This is a genomic window from Streptococcus sp. LPB0220 (assembly GCF_008727815.1).
Lineage (GTDB): Bacteria > Bacillota > Bacilli > Lactobacillales > Streptococcaceae > Streptococcus.
The window spans coordinates 814389-833024 of the sequence record NZ_CP044230.1 but is presented as its reverse complement, the minus strand read 5'-3'; the positions used below and the strand labels follow the sequence as shown (position 1 = coordinate 833024).

The window sequence follows — 18636 nt, the reverse complement described above, 5'->3', positions numbered from 1 at the left end:
CTAAGTCATGGAACTTCTATGAAGTTCGCTGACGTCCGTACTCACCTAAGGAAAGTTTTTAAAAAGACTTTATCCTCATTATGAAAGGCCTTTGGCCTTTTTTATTTGTCTAAATCGTCTGCGATCTTATTGATCTTACGCAAGCGGTGGTTAACACCGCTTTTTGAAATAGGTTGTTGCAAGCTATCTGCAATCTGCTGGATGGAATAATCTGGATGGTTCATCCGGATATAGGCAACTTCTTGCAGATCACTTGGTAAACTTCCTAGACCGACCGTATCCACAATTTTACTAATATTATTAATGGTTTTCATGCTAGCAGTAACCGTGCGCTGGATATTGGCCATCTCAGCATTATTGGCCCGATTGAGGTCATTACGCGTCTCTCTCATAACCTTGATGGACTCAAATTCCTGCATGGCTTGCATGGCCTCTACTACAATGAGAAAATCAATAATATCTTCCGCTCGTTGCAGATAGGTCACCACTCCTTTTTTCCGCTCGATGGTTTTCGCATCTAGTAAAAATCCTTGCATAAGAAGGGCAATTCCTTCCGCGTGGTCTGTATAAACAGAATGAATTTCCAGCTGGTACTTCCCTTTTTCAGGATCCTTGATGGAACCACTCGACAGAAAAGCTCCCCGAAGATAAGCACGACTGGCTACTTCATCTTCTAAAACACTAGCATCAATGCCTGTCTCAATCCCAAAAAAGGCATCTGCCAAATGCAAGTCAGCAAGAATCTCTTCCACCTTTTCATCCAAGAATACTGTGTAGACACGATTTTTTTTCAAGTTGGTTTTTTGGTGGTGGCGAATATCCGATTTGGCCTCATAGAAATGATGCAACAATTCATAGATATGGCGAGCGATCTTGGCATTTTCCGTCGTCACCGAGAGCGTCAAGCCCCCCATTGAAATTCCAAGACTTCCAGACATCTTGATAATGGCAGCCAATTCACTCTTTTCAAATCGCTTGAGAGACAATAATTCTTCTTTGACACGAACCGTAAAACTCATTTTCTCACCTGCACGATCTGCATTAGCTCTTCGACTACTTTTTCGCCATCATGAAAGGCTCCTCCATTGACCAACTTCAAGAAATCGGAAGAAATCACTTGGGGAACTTGCGAGTGCAGCCCCTTAAAATCGTGCTCTACCTGCACCAAGTATTCATCAAATTTATTGCTGTTCATGTAAGCTGCCGGAACCTGATTGATATTGACAAGGACGGTATCGATGAACTTCTCTCCCAAATGTTTATGAAGAACGGCAACGTGGTCACTATCTGTGAAATGCTCGGTTTCCCCTCTTTGGGTCATGATATTGCAAACATAGGCCACCTGAGCCTTGGTTTCAAGGATGGCTTTCCCAATCTCATCGATCATCAAATTAGGAAGAATCGAGGTAAAGAGCGAACCAGGACCTAAGACGACCATATCACTTTCAAGAATAGCTTCCACCACTTTCTTACTAGCTTTTGGGCGCTCTTGATCAAAGGTATTGGTCACATAAACATGATCAATCATGCCGGTGTAGTTGGCAATGTGGCTTTCTCCTACCACTTCTTTTCCATCTTGAAAAACGGCATGAAGGGTCAAGGGACTATCACTGGAAGGATAGATCTTGCCGGTCGTATGAAAGAACTTGGTTAACAACTGCATGGCATTATAGGTCGAGCCTTGCATCTCTGAAATCCCTGCAATGATCAAGTTTCCCAAAGGGTGTCCGGCTAAAGGACCATCATCGTCTGCAAAGCGGTATTGAAAGACCTTCTCATAAAAACGAGGCATATCTGACATGGCAACCAGCACATTTCGAAGATCTCCAGGTGGTGTCAATTTTTGGATGTTCTTCCGCAATTCACCTGAACTCCCGCCATCATCTGCAACGGTTACGATGGCAGTGATATCAACTGGTTTCTTTCTCAGACTATCGAGGATAACAGAAATTCCTGTTCCTCCTCCAATAACGGTTACTTTAGGTTTTCTCATGAGCGATTCACCGTTTCTTTCCGTCTGTCCTTGTCTCTATGACTGCAATTGACCTGCCAATTTTTTTCTAAATCATGCGCTAAGCGCTCTGCAAAGGCTACTGATCGGTGTTGACCTCCAGTACAGCCCATAGCGATGGTAAGAACGGATTTACCCTCCCGTTTATAAGACGGTAAAATAGGTACGATCAAGTCATGGAGATGACGATAAAAATCCTCTGATTCAGGGTGATCCATGACATAATCATAGACTGCTGGATCTTGACCAGTTAAATTCCGAAGTTCCAATTTATAGTAGGGATTTGGAAGAAAACGCACGTCAAACACAAGGTCAGCATCGATCGGAAGGCCATATTTAAACCCAAATGACATGACCTCAATCCGAAAATCTGGCTGATTATCTTGACTGGCAAATTGTTCTGCGATGGTTTTTCTCAGATTACGAGGTGTCAACTCAGTCGTATCCACCACATTTTGACTGATATTTTTTAAAGGGGACAAGAGTTCGCGCTCTAGGGTAATGCCATCTAAGACACGTCCATCTGCCGCTAGTGGGTGGCTACGACGAGTTTCCTTGTATCGTGCTACCAACTCACTGTCAGTGGCATCCAAGAACAAGACCTTGAAATCGAGGTCTTCTTGGTTGTCCAATTCATCCAAAATAGTGCGAATTTCATTGAAAAAAGAACGGCTCCGCATGTCCACAACAACGGCTAATTTATTGTTATCGGGACTGTGGCGCATGAGCTCAATAAATTTCAGCAAGAGCGCCGGTGGCATATTATCGATGGTAAAGTAACCCAAATCCTCAAACGATTGGATGGCGACGGTCTTACCCGCACCGCTCATCCCGGTTACCATGACCAGTTGAATCTTACTTTCTGTCATTTTCTCCTCCCATAAATAAAACAGAGTGGCCTACAGTTTCCTGCTCTCCACTCTGTCTTTTTGTCTTTGAATGGTTATTAGGCTTTGATTTCCGCAATAACTTCAATTTCAACCTTCACATCACGTGGCAGGCGTGCTACTTCAACAGCAGATCGAGCTGGAAACTCTGTAGTAAAGACTGTTTTATAGACCTCATTAAAAGGTACAAAGTCATTCATATCACTTAAGAAACAAGTGGTTTTCACCACGTGGTCAAAGTCTGTTCCAGCCTCTTCCAAAATAGCCCCAATATTCTTTAATACTTGTTCTGTTTGTTCTTGGATGGTTTCGCCAATGATTTCGCCTGTTTCAGGTGACAAGGGAACTTGTCCACTTGCAAAGAGAAGATTGCCTACGATTTTCCCTTGAACATAAGGTCCAATTGCTGCGGGTGCTTTATCTGTATGAATTGTTTTTGCCATAGTATCTCCAAGTCTATTTACTTCTGCTGGTTTTCTTTTGCTAATTTTTCCCTTTGTAAGCGCAATTTGCGCTTAGGATTTAGCGTATTAAAGAGTTCTTCTAGTTTTTCAGCATTCCAAACATCGGCTGCTGAAACAAAATTTCCATTTTCATCTCGAAAAGATATTGGTTTATCTCCCACTGAAAAAGCCTCACTTCTTATTTGGAATCCTTGATCCGCTGGGGATCTATCTTAATCTACAAACTCAAATTCAAATTTACCGATCCGGACGATATCGCCATCTTTTGCCCCACGCGCACGGAGAGCTTCATCAACACCCATGCCACGCAATTGACGAGCAAATTTCATGACCGCTTCATCACGATCGAAATTCGTCATATTAAAGAGTTTTTCAAGTTTTTCACCAGACAAGACCCAAGCGGCATCGTCATCCCGACTGATGTCAAAGGCTGGCTGGTCTTCATCAAAGCCATAGTAGACTTCTTCTTGGGCCATTTCGTCTTCTGAATACAAGAGGAATTCTGGTGTTTTGTCTAACAATTCTGCCGTTGCTTCTAACAAATTGTCCAAACCTTGATGTGCCAAACTAGAGATCGGGAAGATCTGTGGCAATTCATCAAACTCATCGTAATTGGCTGCCAATTTCTTCTTGAACTCTTTCAAGTTTTCTTGGCTCTCTGGCATATCCATCTTATTTGCCACGATAATCTGAGGACGTTCCATCAAACGAAGATTATAGGTTTCAAGTTCTTTATTGATTTGAACATAATCTTCGTAAGGATCGCGTCCTTCACTCGCTGACATATCAATAACATGCAAGATAACCCGGGTGCGCTCGATGTGACGAAGGAACTGGGTTCCGAGTCCGACACCTTGGCTAGCTCCTTCAATCAATCCAGGAAGGTCTGCGACTGCAAAGGATTCACCTGACGGTGTCCGAACCATGCCCAAGTTTGGAACGATAGTTGTGAAATGATAAGCTCCAATCTTTGGTTTGGCTGAAGTGATGACACTAAGAAGAGTTGATTTCCCTACTGATGGGAAGCCAACCAAACCAACGTCTGCCAAGACCTTGAGCTCTAATTCAAGTTCGCGTTCCTGACCAGGTTCCCCGTTCTCAGAAATCTCTGGAGCTGGATTTTTAGGAGTAGCAAAACGAATGTTTCCACGTCCGCCACGGCCACCGTGGGCGACAATGTACTCTTGTCCATTCTCGACTAGGTCCGTAATGACCTTGCCAGTCTCGGCATCTCGGACGGTCGTTCCTTGCGGTACTCGCACATAGAGATCTTCTGCTCCCCGTCCGTGCATCCCTTTGGTCATTCCTTTTTCCCCATTTTGGGCTTTGAAATGCCGGTTATAACGGAAATCCATCAAGGTACGCAAGCCTTCGTCTACTACGAAGATGACATTGCCACCACGACCTCCATCACCACCCCAAGGTCCGCCATTAGGGACATATTTTTCGCGACGAAAAGCCACCATGCCATCGCCACCATTACCAGCCTTGACCTTAATCTTGGCTGTATCTAAAAACATACTCATAAATAGATGATTTCCTTTATTTCTGTGTGCGTCTTAGTAAGAAAGAGCACCAATTGCGGTTGCAAAGATTGCACCAACCGTTACAATCAACATAATCACAATAACAACCATCGTGATCATTTCAAATGGTGTTTTTTTACGTTTTCCGTTATCTCCAAAAGCCACTTCTAATACCTCGATTACTATAAATTCATTAGCCCTATTTTACCACGAAATAGGGGATTTTTCAAATCGAGTCTACACAAAAAGACCAGACAAAGGTCTGATCTTTTATGAATAGATTTAGGAATCTTTTCTTACACGTAAAACACTAACCGATAGAACTGCTAGGAAGACACCCATGACCAGAACCACCGGTGTCAACTTTTCACCTGTACTTGGAAGAACTTTTTTCTTACCAGGTTTTGGAGCTTCTTCTTTGACAGAAGTTGAAGATGAGGTTGATGAAGAACTTGTTGTCGTTGTAGAACTTGATGAAGAACTAGAACTTGACGAAGAGCTAGAACTTGATGAGGATGATGAGCTTGATGATGAACTAGAACTTGATGAGGAGGTTGAGCTAGGTGTCGGTGGTGTTTGTTCTTTCTCACCCAATCCTTCGCCAGATCCTGTTTCCAATCGCACTTCACGGGTTAAACTACGCGGTGCTGGGAAATTGGTTGCCTTCCATGTTAATGTATTATGGACAATATCACCGACTTTCGTTCCAGGAGCTACTTTTGTAGAATATTCAATATACATTGGCCATTTGTAATTATCACCAAATTCAATTGTAAAACCAGTGATCTTTCCATCTGCATTCTTATCGAAAACAGCTTTTTTAGTAAAGTTATCTAGAACTGGGAGACTCAAGATCTGAGCTTCGTTCTTGATCCCACCTTCTACAGGAGCATAGCGAACCGCACGTAAGCTCCCTTCAACCAATGTTAAACCATCTCCGAATTGGTCTTTAATGACCATTCCTCGCAGCATATCTTGACGGGCATTTAAGAGAATCCGCCATTTGATTATGGTTGGATCAGACTTATCTTGATAGCCGTATTTCATTTCATAGTCCCCAGCTTCCCCAGCTGTTTTTTCATAATTCAAGGAAAAATCTGTATTTCCTAGTTTAAACTGGATTGGAGATGATTTTGTAACTACTTCTGAATCGACTTTTACATCAAAATGAAGAGCAACTCGTTTGTTGAGTGGATGAGATGCGAAATAATCATTAAAGGTAACGGTCACTGTTTTCTTAGCTGTATCAACGACAGCTTTCCCCACCGCCTGACCATTTGATTGGCCTTCCTCAAGAACATTGAATTCCAATGCTGTGTAGAGGGCTAATTCTTTTGGCAAACTAAGAGTTAAGGTATCACCAGCTTGAATAGCTTGCGAATCTGGGAAGGTCAAATAAATGCTTGCTGACAATTTTTCATTCGTCAACACCTTGCTCCCATTTGTTAGCGTGTTACCGTCTTTCGTTAGACGTGCTGTCTGTGTATATGATGAGACTTCTGCAGCATGTATTGTTTTAGTCAAACCAGCTGTGAATAGAATCGTTAGCACTAAGGCAAGTGCCCATACAATTTGACGAACCTGTTTCATATATACCTCCTCTGCTCGCCTATTTGCGAGCCATGTTTTTTACAAGGTTAAAGTCCGATTTCTGCTTGAACAACTGCAGCAATGGTATCTACATAGTAGTCCACTTCTTCATGGGTAGGTGCTTCTGCCATCACACGAAGGAGGGGTTCAGTTCCACTTGGACGCACGAGGATGCGTCCATTTCCTGCCATTTCCGCTTCCATTTTTTCAATGATTTCACGAATAGCAGGCACTTCCATCGCCTTGTCTTTCATGCTATTTTCAACCCGGATATTGACGAGTTTTTGTGGATAAATGGTTACTTCAGCAGCCAATTCAGATAATTTCTTGCCGGTTTCTTGCATGATTTTAGTCAATTGAACGCCTGTTAATTGACCATCACCAGTTGTATTGTAATCCATGATGACTACGTGACCAGATTGTTCACCACCAAGATTGTATCCTGATTTGCGCATCTCTTCGACCACATAACGATCTCCAACAGCTGTGATTTCTTTTTGAATCCCCTTCGCATCCAATGCCTTGTGGAAGCCGAGATTAGACATGACGGTTGTGACGATCGTATTTTTTTCGAGCAAGCCTTTGCTTGAAAGATAAGAACCGATGATGTACATGATCTTATCTCCGTCTACAATCTCTCCATTTTCATCAACAGCAATCAAGCGATCGCTGTCTCCGTCAAAGGCAAGACCAATCGCTGCACCTACTTCTTTCACCTTCTCTTGCAAATGCTCTGGGTGAGTAGAACCAACCCCATCATTGATGTTCAAACCATCTGGGTTTTCACCGATGACGGTCAATTGAGCTCCCAAATCTGCAAAGATTTGACGGGCACTAGTAGAGGCTGCACCATTTGCTGTATCTAAGACTACGTGCATACCCTCGAGTTGGACACCTGTCGATACAAGGAATTCTTGATACTTACGCAAGCCTTCCGGATATTCCATGACCGTTCCTAAACCTTGGGCACTTGGACGTGGAAGCGTATCTTCAGCCGCATCAAGTAAGGCTTCAATTTCAAGTTCGCGATCATCATCCAATTTGAAGCCATCACCACCAAAGAATTTGATGCCATTATCCAAGGCTGGATTGTGGCTAGCAGAAATCATAACTCCGGCGCTGGCTTTTTCCGTACGAACTAGATAAGCGACACCTGGAGTTGCAATCACACCCAACTTGTAGACGCGAATTCCAACAGATAAGAGCCCAGCAATTAAGGCATGCTCCAACATTTCACCAGAAATACGCGTATCACGTCCAACAAATACCAAGGGTGTTTCTTCTTCATGTTGGCTCAACACATAGCCACCGAAACGGCCTAGTTTAAAAGCCAATTCTGGCGTTAATTCTACATTTGCTTCTCCACGGACACCGTCCGTTCCAAAATATTTACCCATTCTTCATTACCTTTTTTACTTTCTAATTACTTGAACTGGAGGAGGTCGACGACGAACTGCTAGAGCTTGACGTAGACGAGCTACTCTTTGTGGTCACTTGAATCCGTGTTTCACTCGGCTTGACCAGACCTGGTAGAACATTTCCTTGGGCATCTACTGCATTTAAGGAAATAGTTCCGCTATAATTTCCACTAATGATCTCACTGGATGGGAAGACCGCTTGGACATGATCAATGCGACTCAAGGTTTCTTGATCGCTGGTCACTTCTACCTTGGTGGTTTCAAGAGAAATATCCGAAACCGTTATTCCATCCACAATTTGATTGTCCGGGATCGTGGCCCTGACCGCAAACGATTTTTTCGCTTTCTTCCCGATTTTTACAGAAACTTTCTGAGGCTCTACGGTTGCGGTCAAACCAGCCGGAAGATCTTCTACAATCAACGGTACTTCGACGGTACCTTCCTTGGCCTTACGAAGATCGGCTACCACGCGAAATTTTCGCGTTCCTGGCTGCATTTCGCTTGCTAGAGCGACCCGGTTTGAACCCTTTAGAAAGACCGTTACCTCTGATGTTAACCCACTGACAAAGTATGTCTTGTCATTGTACTTGGCATCAATTGGAATATTGGTCAAGGTATTGGTGTAGGTCTCTGAACTCACTTGTCTAGCGCTACTATTATTTTGAAAATTAAAGGATGACGCATTAATAAACAAGATAAAGGACAATAAGACGGAGGCAAAAACATAAAGAAATTCTTTTTTCGATCTCATTTTGTTACCCTCCCAAATAGACGCTCTTTCCAACTAGTCGTTTTATTCTCTTCAGGAACCAAGAAGGCTCTCAATTCTGTCTCGAACTCTTCTAAGGTTAAATCGTGTCGGAAGGTTCCATTGTATGTCACAGAGATCCCGCCCGTTTCTTCTGATACCACAAAGGTAAAGGCATCCGAAACTTCAGATAAACCAATGGCTGCGCGGTGACGCGTCCCAAACTCTTTTGAAATTTCAGTGTTTTCAGTCAAGGGTAGATAAGCACAAGAAACAGCGATTTTGTCATTGCGGACAATGACAGCTCCATCATGCAAGGGTGTATTAGGAATGAAGATATTAATCAGCAATTCTCCTGAAATATCTGCATCTAGAGGAATCCCTGTGGAGATATATTCCTGAAGGGTTCTGGCTCCTTGAATAGCTACCAAGGCACCAATCTTACGTGGGCTCATATAAGCTACTGCCTTGACATAGGCCTGAACCATCTTCTCTTCCTGACTGACTTCACTCGTCGTAAAAAATTCTGTCGCCCGACCTAGACGCTCTAGGCCAATCCGAATTTCAGGGGAGAAAATCACAACCAGCGCAATAACCCCATAGGTAATCACTTGATTGATCAGCCAAGAAATAGTCGTTAAACCCAAAAAATTGGCTAAAAATTGAGCCAAGAAAAAGATAATGACCCCACGCACCAAAATCATGATCTTGGTCCCGACGATGGCCTTGATCAAAAAATACAACAACCAAGCCACCAGGGCAATATCGATGATATTGATAATAACACTCCACCAATTCGGGAACAAACTGGTCCAAAATTGTGGATTTGAAAACTGTTGAATATTCATATTCTCATACCTACCACTTCTCTAAAAGACATCATCTTATTATAACACGTTTCAACAGATTTTTCTGTAACCTTCTGATGCTTTTTATGATAAAATATGATTTATGAAGATAAATACAACCTTGGGCCTTCTGGCAGGAAAGCTTTCCGGCTCTATTCTAGAAAAGATGGGGCGGGGATCAACCCTACCAGGTAAAGTAGCCCTCAAATTTGATAAAGATATTCTCAGTCAACTGGCAAAAAACTATGAGATTGTTGTGATTACAGGGACAAATGGAAAAACCCTGACCACTGCGCTAACAGTAGGTATTCTCCAAGAAGCTTTTGGACCTATTTTGACCAATCCAAGTGGGGCCAATATGATCTCTGGGATTACAACGACCTTCTTACGTGCTAAGCATTCGAAATCAAATCGACCGATTGCAGTACTTGAAATTGACGAGGCCAGCCTCTCTCGGATTTGTGATTATATTAAGCCCAGCCTTTTTGTGATCACTAATATTTTCCGGGACCAGATGGACCGCTATGGAGAGATCTATACGACCTACCAAATGATTTTGGATGCCATTCACAAGGTCCCAACTGCAACAGTCTTGTTAAATGGTGATAGTCCGCTCTTTAATAGTCAGACCTTGTCCAATCCGATCCAATATTATGGATTTGATACTGACAAATCAGAGCCACAACTAGCTCATTACAATACGGAAGGAATCCTCTGTCCGCATTGCCACAACATCCTCAAGTACAAGCTCAATACCTATGCAAATCTTGGGGATTATATCTGTGAGCACTGTGGTTTCCACAGGCCTCCTCTGACTTATGCCGTATCAGACCTCCTCTCTTTAACCCATCGCTCTTCCCAATTCCGGATTCAAGGCCAAGACTACCACATCAATATCGGCGGTCTCTACAACATCTACAATGCCTTAGCTGCTGTTTCCGTTGCTGGATTCTTTGGAGTTCAACCTGAAGTGATTAAGCAAGGATTTGATCGCAGTCGCGCTGTCTTTGGTCGTCAGGAAACCTTTAAGATTGGGGATAAGGAATGTACCTTGGTTTTGATTAAGAATCCAGTTGGTGCGACCCAAGCTATTGAAATGATCAAACTAGCTCCTTATTCCTTTAGCTTATCAGTCCTCCTCAATGCGAATTATGCGGATGGGATCGACACCAGCTGGATTTGGGATGCGGACTTTGAGCAAATCACCCAGATGGATATTCCAGAAATCAATGCTGGTGGGGTGCGCCACTCTGAGATTGCTCGGCGACTTCGGGTCACTGGCTATCCGGCTGAAAAGATCACAGAAATGGCTGAATTAAAAGAGGTCTTCCAACGCATCCAGCAACAGGAAACCCCTCACGCCTATATCTTAGCCACTTATACGGCCATGCTTGAATTCCGTGAACTCTTGGCCCAAGAACACCTGATTGAAAAGGAGATGCACTAATGACTTATACTTCTCTAGAATCTTCTGCTCAGGCACAGTATCCCTACAGCCTGCGCATTGCCCATCTCTACGGCAACTTAATGAATACCTACGGAGACAATGGAAATATCCTCATGCTCAAGTACGTTGCTGAAAAACTTGGAGCCCATGTCACAGTGGATATCGTCTCTCTCAAAGACCGGTTCGACCCTGATGCCTATGATATCGCCTTTTTCGGTGGCGGCCAAGACTACGAACAGACCATTGTATCAGAAGATCTACCAGATAAAAAAGAAGATCTTGAACGCTTCATTCATGACGATGGTGTGGTCCTTGCTATCTGTGGTGGCTTTCAGCTTCTGGGTCAGTACTACATTGAAGCTTCTGGCAAACGCATTGAAGGACTCGGTATTATGGGCCACTATACGCTCAACCAAGTCAACAACCGCTATATCGGTGATATCAAAATCCATAACGAAGAATTTAACGAAACCTATTATGGTTTTGAGAACCACCAAGGTCGGACCTTCCTGGCTGAGGATGAAAAACCGCTAGGTAAGGTCGTCTACGGAAATGGGAACAACAAAGAAGATGGTTGCGAAGGGGTTCATTACAAAAACGTCTTTGGGAGCTACTTCCACGGTCCTATTTTGTCCCGAAATGCCAATTTGGCCTATCGCCTAGTGAGCACTGCCTTGAAAAATAAATATGACAAGGACCTTTCCCTACCGGCTTATGAGGAGATTCTAAGCCTAGAGCAGCCGGAAGAATATGCTGATGCGAAAAGCAAGGCACCGACTGAACAATAAGGAGATAATGATGAACAAAAATAATCTACACTACATTGCTTTATTACTTTTAATTTTATTGATTGCTGGTATTTCCCTTGCAAACATGCAATCAGTCACTGTGAATTTCCTCTTGGTCCAATTTAAATTGCCCTTGATCATTCTGATCTTGCTCTGTGTCCTCTTGGGTGCATTTGTCATGACCTTGGTTAATTTTTCAAAGGGCTTCTCACTAAAAAAAGAACTCAAGAGCACTCAAAAGCAACTAGAGGAAGAAAAGAAAGAAGTTAAAATAGAAGAAAAAAATAACAACTAAAAAAGCACCGATCGGTGCTTTTTTCATGCTTTTCTAATGACTTTTTGCATGCAATTTTTTTGCGACTACTTGTGCTAGGAGTGAAAAGAGAATAACTCCAGCTCCAATCAGGAGAAAGGATTCTACTCGTACACTTGGTAACCAGGTCATCAAGCCTTTTGCGATGGGCATAAAGAGAATGGCTAGGGTAAAAATGGTGCTTAAGACCCTGCCCAGATAGTCTCCTTCCACCTTGGTTTGCACTTGGGTAAAAAAGTGGATGTTAAAAATCGTCATAAAGAGTTCACAGACTAAATTTCCAGAAAAGGAAAGAAGAGGCGGAAGGGGCAAGCCCATCATGAACACTCCCACTCCTGTTAAAATCAATAAGAAGAGCAGCATCTCCATGCTTGATTTAAATTTATTAGCGATCAAGGCTCCGATGATGGAACCGATAGCGCCCAAGGTTAAGATAGTCGCATAGGCTCCTTTGACACCGTAAAGGCGATTGGAAAATGGAAGTAAAAACTCAAAAGCTGCAAAAAAGAAATTAACACTGGAAGCCACTAACAAGAGAAAGAAAATTTCTTTTTGATGCCAGATATAGTGCAAGCCATCTTTGATGTCCGCAAAAATATCTTTCCCAGTGAACCGTTTCTTCTCTTGAACTTTGGCCTCTTTTTTCGGAAGGAATGCCACTAGGACAAAGGCGATGAAAAAGGTCAGTGCATCCAGTAAGAGGGTCACATGGAGACTGGCAAATTGTAAAACAAGGAAAGAGAACACAGGTGAGCTAACACCGACAACCTGTAAGACCAACTCCAAGCGGGCATTATAGGTCACAATCTCGTCCTTCTCTACGACTTCAGTGATAATGGCTTTGTTAGCCGTACGAGAAAATGCAAAGGCAATGGCCTGAACAATATTGGCAAAAATCAGGGCTGCAATCATCCAACGATCGTTCCTGATAAAGGAAATCGCTAAACAAAGGAGACCACAAACCAAGTCGGTTGTCATCAAAATCTTGCGACGGGAAAAACGGTCTGAGATCACGCCACCAAAGGGATTGACTAAAATAGAGGTGACAAGTTCAGAAATCTGATAAATCCCCAATACTGTCTTTCCTATAGTCCCCATCGAGGCCAGCCAGACACTGTTCCCATAATCATAGAGCATATTTCCCATTCTATTGATCGCCCCACGAGCAATTAATTGGACTGCATGTCGATTCATCAAAAAAACCTCCTTCATTTTCTGAAACTATTGTATCAGTTCATGAAAGAGGTTTTCATTTTGTCCCTTATTTGGGAAAATTAACAAATCACAATTTTATAAAAGGATACCTACTGTTCTTTTGATTGAAGCTGCTTAGCTACTAGCTGAGCCAAGAGTGAAAAGAGAATAACTCCAGCTCCAATCAGGAGAAAGGATTCTACTCGGACACTTGGTAACCAAGTCATCAACCCTTTGGCGATGGGCATAAAGAGAACAGCCAAAGTATAAATCGTGCTCAAGACTCTCCCCAGATAATCATCTTCCACCTTGGTTTGCACTTGAGTAAAAACGTGGATGTCGAAAATGGTCACAAAAAATTCACAGACCAGATTTCCCGAAAAGGAAAGATAAGGCGGAAGAGGCAAGCCCATCATGAACACTCCGACCCCCGCCATAATCAGTAAAAACAGGAGAATTTTCATACTTGATGCAATTTTATTGGCAACAAGTGCTCCTAGAATAGATCCAATTGCACCCAGTGTTAAAATAGTCGCATAAGCCCCCTTGACCCCGTAGAGTCGATTGGAAAAGGGAAGTAAAAACTCAAAAGCCGCAAAAAAGAAATTAACGCCGGAAGCTACCAAGAGGAGAAAGAAAATTTCTTTCTGATGCCAGATATAGTTTAACCCCTCCTTGATATCAGAAAAAATATCTTTCCCCGTAAACTGTTTCTTTTCTTGAACCTTGGCTTCTTCTTTCGGAAGGAATGCCACTAGGACAAAGGCAATGAAAAAGGTTAGCGCATCTAGTAAGAGGGTCGCATGGAGACTGGTAAATTGTAGAACTAGGAAAGAAAACACGGGTGAACTGACACTAACAACCTGTAAGACCAACTCCAAGTGCGCATTATAGGTTACAATCTCTTCTTTCTCTACCACCTCTGTGATAATGGCTTTATTGGCAGGTCGAGAAAAACCAAAGGCAATGGCCTGAACAATATTGGCAACAATCAGTGCCGCAATCATCCAACGATCATTTCTGATAAAAGAAATCGCCAAACAAAGGAGTCCACACACCAAGTCGGTCGTCATCAAAATCTTGCGACGAGAAAAACGGTCTGAAATCACTCCTCCAAAAGGATTCACGAGAATCCCTGTCACTAACTCAGAAATCTGATAGATTCCTAATACCGTCTTTCCTATAGTCCCCATTGAGGCCAACCAGACACTATTCCCATAATCATAGAGCATATTTCCGATTTTGGTAATCGCTCCACGACTAATTAATTGGACCGCATGTCGGTTCATAAAATCTCCTTTATCTCTGTCCTATTTAGGAACATTCATCTATTACAAATTTATCAAAGTGTTCTTGATAGTAATCTACCTGCTCTGGAAGACCTAGCACATCAAAAATATGCATAGCCTCTTGCATTTGCTGACAGCCTTCTTTCTTTTGCCCCTTCTGATAGAGGGCAAATCCCTTGAGATAATGAAAGACATTGCGTTCGTAGAGTTTGATGCTCTTGCCGATAATCTTTTCCACATAGGCTTCAAAATAACTAGCACTTTCAAAAGAACGGTGTTCTAGACAATGCTGGTAACAATTCAGAGCTAGAATCAAGACTAGTTTTCGATGGCGACCAATTTCCTTGTAGAAATCTTCCCGCTCCATCACTTCTCTACCAAGCCGAGTGACATAATCCACATCATAAAAGCTATAGAGATTGCCAAAGAGGATCAACTCATACATGGTCCATTCTTCTGTCTGAAAGAGATAGTCCGCCACCTTGTCCAGATCACTCTGCTTCATCGTGTAGCTGTCATCTCTCTGGCAAATCAAGCCTTGTAGCAGGATCCAGTTCAATTCAAAATAAAGGGGATTGGTGGAATGTTTGGCCTTTTCAAGTTGTTCTCTTTGAAGTTTTTGAAAACCTGCAATATCATTTGCGTAGTAAAGCGGAATAATTTGAGCCATCAAAGCGACATGCTCATGGTGTTGAAAATTTCTGGCCTTATCCATAAAATTCTCAATCGTCACATGGATATTGTCCAAAATTTCAAAGAAACGCGACGCAGCTAGATCCGACTCGCCCAATTCAAAGCGGGATAACTGAGAGGTTGAGCAGGCTTCTCCTGCAGCTTCTTTCAATGAATAATTTTTACTCATTCGAAATTCACGATAAATTTTTCCTAGATCTTCCATTTGATTACCACCTAAATTCCTTTAAGGACCTTTCTAACTCTTGCAAGTATCCTTCGTAGAATCCATGCTCTTCTTTAACGGAAAAATCTAATTGTCTTAAGTAAGAAATCAGCCAATCAACCAATAGATCATACTGATGAAGAGGTAGGCGTTTCATCTGTTCTTCAACAAAAGAAATGGCCTCTGCAAAGCGCTGCTCTTCTAAAACTTGCTGAAGATAGTGATTCCCGTTGATGAGTCTTCCTTCCTCATCCTCATACTGCCCCAAATCTAAATTCTGAATCTGTAGGCGCAAAGTTGTACCAATTATATCGGCCACACCTTTAACCTGCTTCATAAACCAATCATTTTCAGTCATCACAATGTTCTCCTTAGGCAAATTAGAAAACTACACTCTCTCCGCTAGATCTTCCATCTATTCCACCTGCTCTGACAGTTCTGCCCACTCTTCCATGACCGCTTCCTGCTGAACAGTCAGTTGGTCCAGCTCGCTTTGCAGTTGGACCAAGTCGGCTGCATCGTTGGTGCTATGCATGGTTTCGGTGATATCTTGGATCTTTTGATCCAGCTCTTCCATCTCTGCTTCCAATTGCTCAATGCGACGAGTGATTTTACGGAGTTCCTTTTGGTTTTGCTTTTGTAAGTGATAATCATTGCTGGTAACTTCTTCCGTTGAAGAAGCGGGCTCAGCTTCTGCTTGCGCTGCAGCAAGTGCCTCTAACTCTGCTTTTTTCTCCAGATAATAATCATAGTCTCCTAGGTAAAGAGTTGAGCCCTCTACTGAGAGTTCTAAGACTTGGGTGGCTACCCTATTGATAAAGTAGCGGTCGTGGCTGACAAAGAGTAGGGTTCCGTCAAAATCAATCAAGGCATTTTCCAGTACTTCCTTGCTATCGATGTCCAAGTGGTTGGTCGGCTCGTCGAGAATCAAGAAATTGTTATTCTCCATAGAAAGCTTAGCCAAGAGCAGGCGCGCCCGCTCTCCACCTGACAGCATACCGACGGTTTTCTTGACATCATCCCCTGAGAAAAGGAAGGCTCCCAAGCGATTGCGAATTTCCACTTCTGGTGTTAGCTTGAAGTCGTTCCATAGTTCATCCAAGACACTATTGTGAGGGGTTAGCTTACTTTGGGTCTGATCATAGTAACCCACCTCGACATTGGCCCCAAAACGGGCTTCCCCTTTGATAAAAGGAATCTGTCCAACGATGGACTTGATCAGAGTAGACTTCCCGATCCCATTTGGTCCTACAATAGCGACCGCATTCATCTTGCGGATATCCAGATTGATGGGCTCCGATAGGACTTGATCGTCATAGCCGACAGCTGCCTCTTCTACTGTCAAGACGATATTGCCAGAAGCCTTATCAGAATGGAAGGTCATATGGGCAGACTTGGTGCCAGCTTCGGGCTTGTCTAGGCGCTCCATTTTTTCCAACTGCTTACGCCGAGACTGGGCCCGCTTGGTGGTCGAAGCCCGCACTAAATTACGATTGACAAAGTCTTCAAGAGCGGCAATCTCTTTTTGTTGCTTCTCGTAGTTCTTGGCTTCGGTCAGCAATTTTTGTTCTTTTTGCTCGACAAAGCTGGAGTAATTGCCGACATAGCGGTCCAAGGAATGCTTGGTCAAATCCAGTGTAATGGTTGCGACCTTGTCTAAGAAATACCGGTCGTGGCTGACAATGAGGAGGGCCCCACTATAATTGACCAAGTAATTTTCCAACCAGGAAATGGTCTCAATATCCAAGTGGTTGGTCGGCTCATCCAGTACCAAGAGATTTGGCTTTTCCAAGAGCATCTTGGCCAGAGCCAGACGGGTATTTTGACCACCAGATAACTCTTCAATCTTCATCTGCCACATGGACTCATCAAACTTGAAGCCGTTTAGAATAGCTCGGATATCTGCCTCATAGGTGAAGCCACCAGCTTGACGGAATTCTTCCGATAGCCGGTCATAATCCTGCATGAGTTTCTCCAAATCAGCCCCAGTTTTTTCCCCCATCTCAAGCTCCATCTGCCGCAAACTTATCTCCGTCTTACGAAGATCGTCAAAGACATGGAGCATTTCATCGTAGATGGTATTGGACGACTCAAATCGGCTATCCTGGGCTAGATAAGAGAGAGAAAGGTCGCGCTTTTTATTGATTTCCCCAGAAGTCGGCTCTTCTTCTCCCACCAAGATTTTTAAGAGCGTCGACTTACCGGCTCCGTTCTTTCCGACCAGAGCAATCCGGTCCCGTTCATCCACTTGCAGGCTGATGTTATCAAAAAGAATCTCCCCTGCAAAAGAGCGTTCAATTTTGTTGGCTTGTAAAATAATCATGTCCCTATTTTACTATCTTTTTACGGATTAAACAAGGGAAGACGAAGCATCAAAAAAATCCCGAGCCCCTTGGGGCCCAGAACTTTTCAATGATCAATTGTATCTCAATCTTCCTTGTATAATTGTCGGACTGCTTCCACATCGGAATCTTGAATACTATAGAAAGAGCCAGCCGGTTGCATGACGGATTCTCCATCATTGTGGTCCAAGCCAATGGCATGCCCTAGCTCATGCTCAGCTGTATTCACAATTCGTTCATAACTGTAGTTATAGATATAATTTAAAAGATAATGGCGATTGAGACGAATCGTGATATGGGTGAATCGGTTGGTTAAGAGGTTGGTCTGTGAGGCAGACTCTCCTGCAGCAGAAACCGAAGCATTATCCATCTCCGTCAAGACGACATTGGCCTCTTTTTCATTTGTGACCAATTTAAAGGTAAAGGCTCCAGTTTGATTCCAAGCCTCAATAGCATCCCGATAAGCCTTTATAAAGGTTTGACTGATATTGGGATCTAGATAAACTGTAGCCTCGGCCTTTTCCCAGCGAGCACCGCTATGCTCATGATTGTCCGTCTGGGTTGTTTGTGAACTGGGCGCCATTCCGAAGCGCGATGCAAAGCCCTGATCGCCAAATAAATTTCCAACCTGATAGACTACTTTTTGAGCGGCTCGTCCAACCCCATCCATACCAGAACTAGGAGAATCTGTGAAATAGATAATCCCCACTAAGATTAGAAAGCTGATCGCAATTGTCCAGAAAAATCCCCAAAAGAGGCTCCAAGCCATGCGAAGAATTCCTCTGACAAATCGAAAAATGGTTCTCATACATTCTCCTTTCTCTTAAAGAAGGTATGCAATTGTAACACCTCATGCTTAAAAAAAGCTTAAGC

At 43.1% G+C, this 18636-nt stretch carries 20 protein-coding genes; 3 read left to right on the top strand and 17 right to left on the bottom strand.

All coding sequences use genetic code 11. The features are described 5' to 3' along the window. Window positions 1–101: 101 nt before the first annotated feature. The 11 genes from whiA to cdaA all read right to left on the bottom strand — a co-directional run bounded on the left by whiA (window position 102) and on the right by cdaA (window position 9492). Entirely contained in the window at window positions 102–1019 is a 918-nt protein-coding gene (gene whiA, locus LPB220_RS04395; RefSeq protein ID WP_003006525.1) for a DNA-binding protein WhiA, read from the bottom strand. Continuing rightward, window positions 1016–1993, bottom strand: a complete 978-nt coding sequence (locus LPB220_RS04390) for a YvcK family protein (RefSeq protein ID WP_003017791.1) — start codon at window positions 1991–1993, stop codon at window positions 1016–1018. The genes whiA and LPB220_RS04390 overlap by 4 nt, the downstream gene beginning before the upstream one ends. Then, on the bottom strand, window positions 1990–2880 hold the full coding sequence (gene rapZ / locus LPB220_RS04385; protein WP_150905778.1) for an RNase adapter RapZ: 891 nt from the start codon (window positions 2878–2880) through the stop codon (window positions 1990–1992). Before rapZ ends, LPB220_RS04390 begins: the two co-directional genes overlap by 4 nt. Window positions 2881–2957: 77 nt before the next feature. Then, a complete protein-coding gene (locus tag LPB220_RS04380; RefSeq protein ID WP_003006514.1) occupies window positions 2958–3341 on the bottom strand; it encodes a RidA family protein in 384 nt (127 codons plus the stop codon). A gap of 17 nt (window positions 3342–3358) precedes the next feature. After that, window positions 3359–3523 carry a hypothetical protein gene (locus LPB220_RS04375; RefSeq protein WP_003006512.1) on the bottom strand — a complete coding sequence of 55 codons (165 nt, stop codon included), beginning with the start codon at window positions 3521–3523 and terminating at the stop codon, window positions 3359–3361. A 51-nt stretch (window positions 3524–3574) separates the two neighbouring features. Beyond that, the gene (obgE, locus tag LPB220_RS04370) at window positions 3575–4888 is read right to left on the bottom strand and encodes a GTPase ObgE (protein ID WP_023917726.1); all 1314 of its coding nucleotides are present in this window, start codon (window positions 4886–4888) and stop codon (window positions 3575–3577) included. Between the two features lie 33 nt (window positions 4889–4921). After that, on the bottom strand, window positions 4922–5053 hold the full coding sequence (locus LPB220_RS04365; RefSeq protein ID WP_003011566.1) for a DUF4044 domain-containing protein: 132 nt from the start codon (window positions 5051–5053) through the stop codon (window positions 4922–4924). 117 nt (window positions 5054–5170) lie between these two features. After that, window positions 5171–6478: an LPXTG cell wall anchor domain-containing protein gene (locus LPB220_RS04360; protein ID WP_150905776.1), complete on the bottom strand. Its 1308-nt coding sequence runs from the start codon at window positions 6476–6478 to the stop codon at window positions 5171–5173. 47 nt (window positions 6479–6525) lie between these two features. Continuing rightward, window positions 6526–7875 carry a phosphoglucosamine mutase gene (gene glmM, locus LPB220_RS04355; protein WP_023917722.1) on the bottom strand — a complete coding sequence of 450 codons (1350 nt, stop codon included), beginning with the start codon at window positions 7873–7875 and terminating at the stop codon, window positions 6526–6528. 22 nt (window positions 7876–7897) lie between these two features. Further along, window positions 7898–8647 carry a YbbR-like domain-containing protein gene (locus LPB220_RS04350; protein WP_023917720.1) on the bottom strand — a complete coding sequence of 250 codons (750 nt, stop codon included), beginning with the start codon at window positions 8645–8647 and terminating at the stop codon, window positions 7898–7900. Next, window positions 8644–9492, bottom strand: coding sequence for a diadenylate cyclase CdaA (gene cdaA, locus LPB220_RS04345; protein WP_150905774.1), 849 nt, complete (start codon window positions 9490–9492; stop codon window positions 8644–8646). Before cdaA ends, LPB220_RS04350 begins: the two co-directional genes overlap by 4 nt. A gap of 103 nt (window positions 9493–9595) precedes the next feature. Here cdaA and murT point away from each other — a divergent pair, with 103 nt between their 5' ends. The 3 genes from murT to LPB220_RS04330 are packed head-to-tail and all read left to right on the top strand — an operon-like array spanning window position 9596 to window position 12022. Then, window positions 9596–10939 carry a lipid II isoglutaminyl synthase subunit MurT gene (murT, locus tag LPB220_RS04340; RefSeq protein WP_150905773.1) on the top strand — a complete coding sequence of 448 codons (1344 nt, stop codon included), beginning with the start codon at window positions 9596–9598 and terminating at the stop codon, window positions 10937–10939. Then, complete coding sequence (gene gatD / locus LPB220_RS04335) at window positions 10939–11727, top strand: lipid II isoglutaminyl synthase subunit GatD (protein WP_150905771.1); 789 nt, start codon at window positions 10939–10941, stop codon at window positions 11725–11727. The genes murT and gatD overlap by 1 nt, the downstream gene beginning before the upstream one ends. A gap of 10 nt (window positions 11728–11737) precedes the next feature. Beyond that, window positions 11738–12022 (top strand): lipopolysaccharide assembly protein LapA domain-containing protein, encoded by a 285-nt coding sequence (locus LPB220_RS04330; RefSeq protein WP_024056107.1) that lies wholly within the window; start codon window positions 11738–11740, stop codon window positions 12020–12022. A gap of 33 nt (window positions 12023–12055) precedes the next feature. On the opposite strand, the gene LPB220_RS04325 is transcribed toward LPB220_RS04330, so the two are convergent. The 6 genes from LPB220_RS04325 to LPB220_RS04300 all read right to left on the bottom strand — a co-directional run bounded on the left by LPB220_RS04325 (window position 12056) and on the right by LPB220_RS04300 (window position 18571). Beyond that, window positions 12056–13234, bottom strand: coding sequence for an MFS transporter (locus tag LPB220_RS04325; protein ID WP_150905769.1), 1179 nt, complete (start codon window positions 13232–13234; stop codon window positions 12056–12058). Between the two features lie 110 nt (window positions 13235–13344). Then, window positions 13345–14523: an MFS transporter gene (locus LPB220_RS04320; RefSeq protein ID WP_150905767.1), complete on the bottom strand. Its 1179-nt coding sequence runs from the start codon at window positions 14521–14523 to the stop codon at window positions 13345–13347. Window positions 14524–14548: 25 nt separating this feature from the next. After that, complete coding sequence (locus LPB220_RS04315) at window positions 14549–15421, bottom strand: XRE/MutR family transcriptional regulator (protein ID WP_150905765.1); 873 nt, start codon at window positions 15419–15421, stop codon at window positions 14549–14551. A 4-nt stretch (window positions 15422–15425) separates the two neighbouring features. Further along, on the bottom strand, window positions 15426–15779 hold the full coding sequence (locus LPB220_RS04310) for a hypothetical protein (protein WP_150905762.1): 354 nt from the start codon (window positions 15777–15779) through the stop codon (window positions 15426–15428). A 57-nt stretch (window positions 15780–15836) separates the two neighbouring features. Then, window positions 15837–17744, bottom strand: a complete 1908-nt coding sequence (locus LPB220_RS04305) for an ABC-F family ATP-binding cassette domain-containing protein (RefSeq protein WP_150905760.1) — start codon at window positions 17742–17744, stop codon at window positions 15837–15839. A gap of 104 nt (window positions 17745–17848) precedes the next feature. Next, window positions 17849–18571, bottom strand: coding sequence for a matrixin family metalloprotease (locus LPB220_RS04300; RefSeq protein ID WP_150905757.1), 723 nt, complete (start codon window positions 18569–18571; stop codon window positions 17849–17851). Window positions 18572–18636 lie beyond the last annotated feature (65 nt).